Annotated in this window: 1 protein-coding gene; it reads right to left on the bottom strand. The window is 48.8% G+C overall.

From position 1 onward, the window contains the following. Positions 1–203, bottom strand: a 203-nt coding sequence (locus AX663_RS10700; RefSeq protein ID WP_443031044.1) for a mucin-binding protein, incomplete at both ends; no start/stop codon positions are given.

Below are 203 nucleotides of genomic sequence, written 5' to 3'. Positions count from 1 at the left end.
TATACGGAACAGCGTCTGTACCAACGATTTGATTCCCCGCTTCGTCCACAAGAATAATTCTTCCCACTGGTGTGTAGCTGACAGTCTCTTCCGCGTTAGGAGTCGCTACGGTAACTTCTAGTTGACCAGCTTGAGACTTATTTGCGATGTAGCCTGGAACCACTGGAACTGGTACACTGCCGTATGTATGCGAGCTTGTCTTC

It is taken from the genome of Streptococcus sp. CCH8-H5 (assembly GCF_001556505.1).
Classification (GTDB): domain Bacteria; phylum Bacillota; class Bacilli; order Lactobacillales; family Streptococcaceae; genus Streptococcus.
Note: the sequence above shows the minus strand (reverse complement) of the source record. Positions and strands in the feature narration are given on the sequence as shown.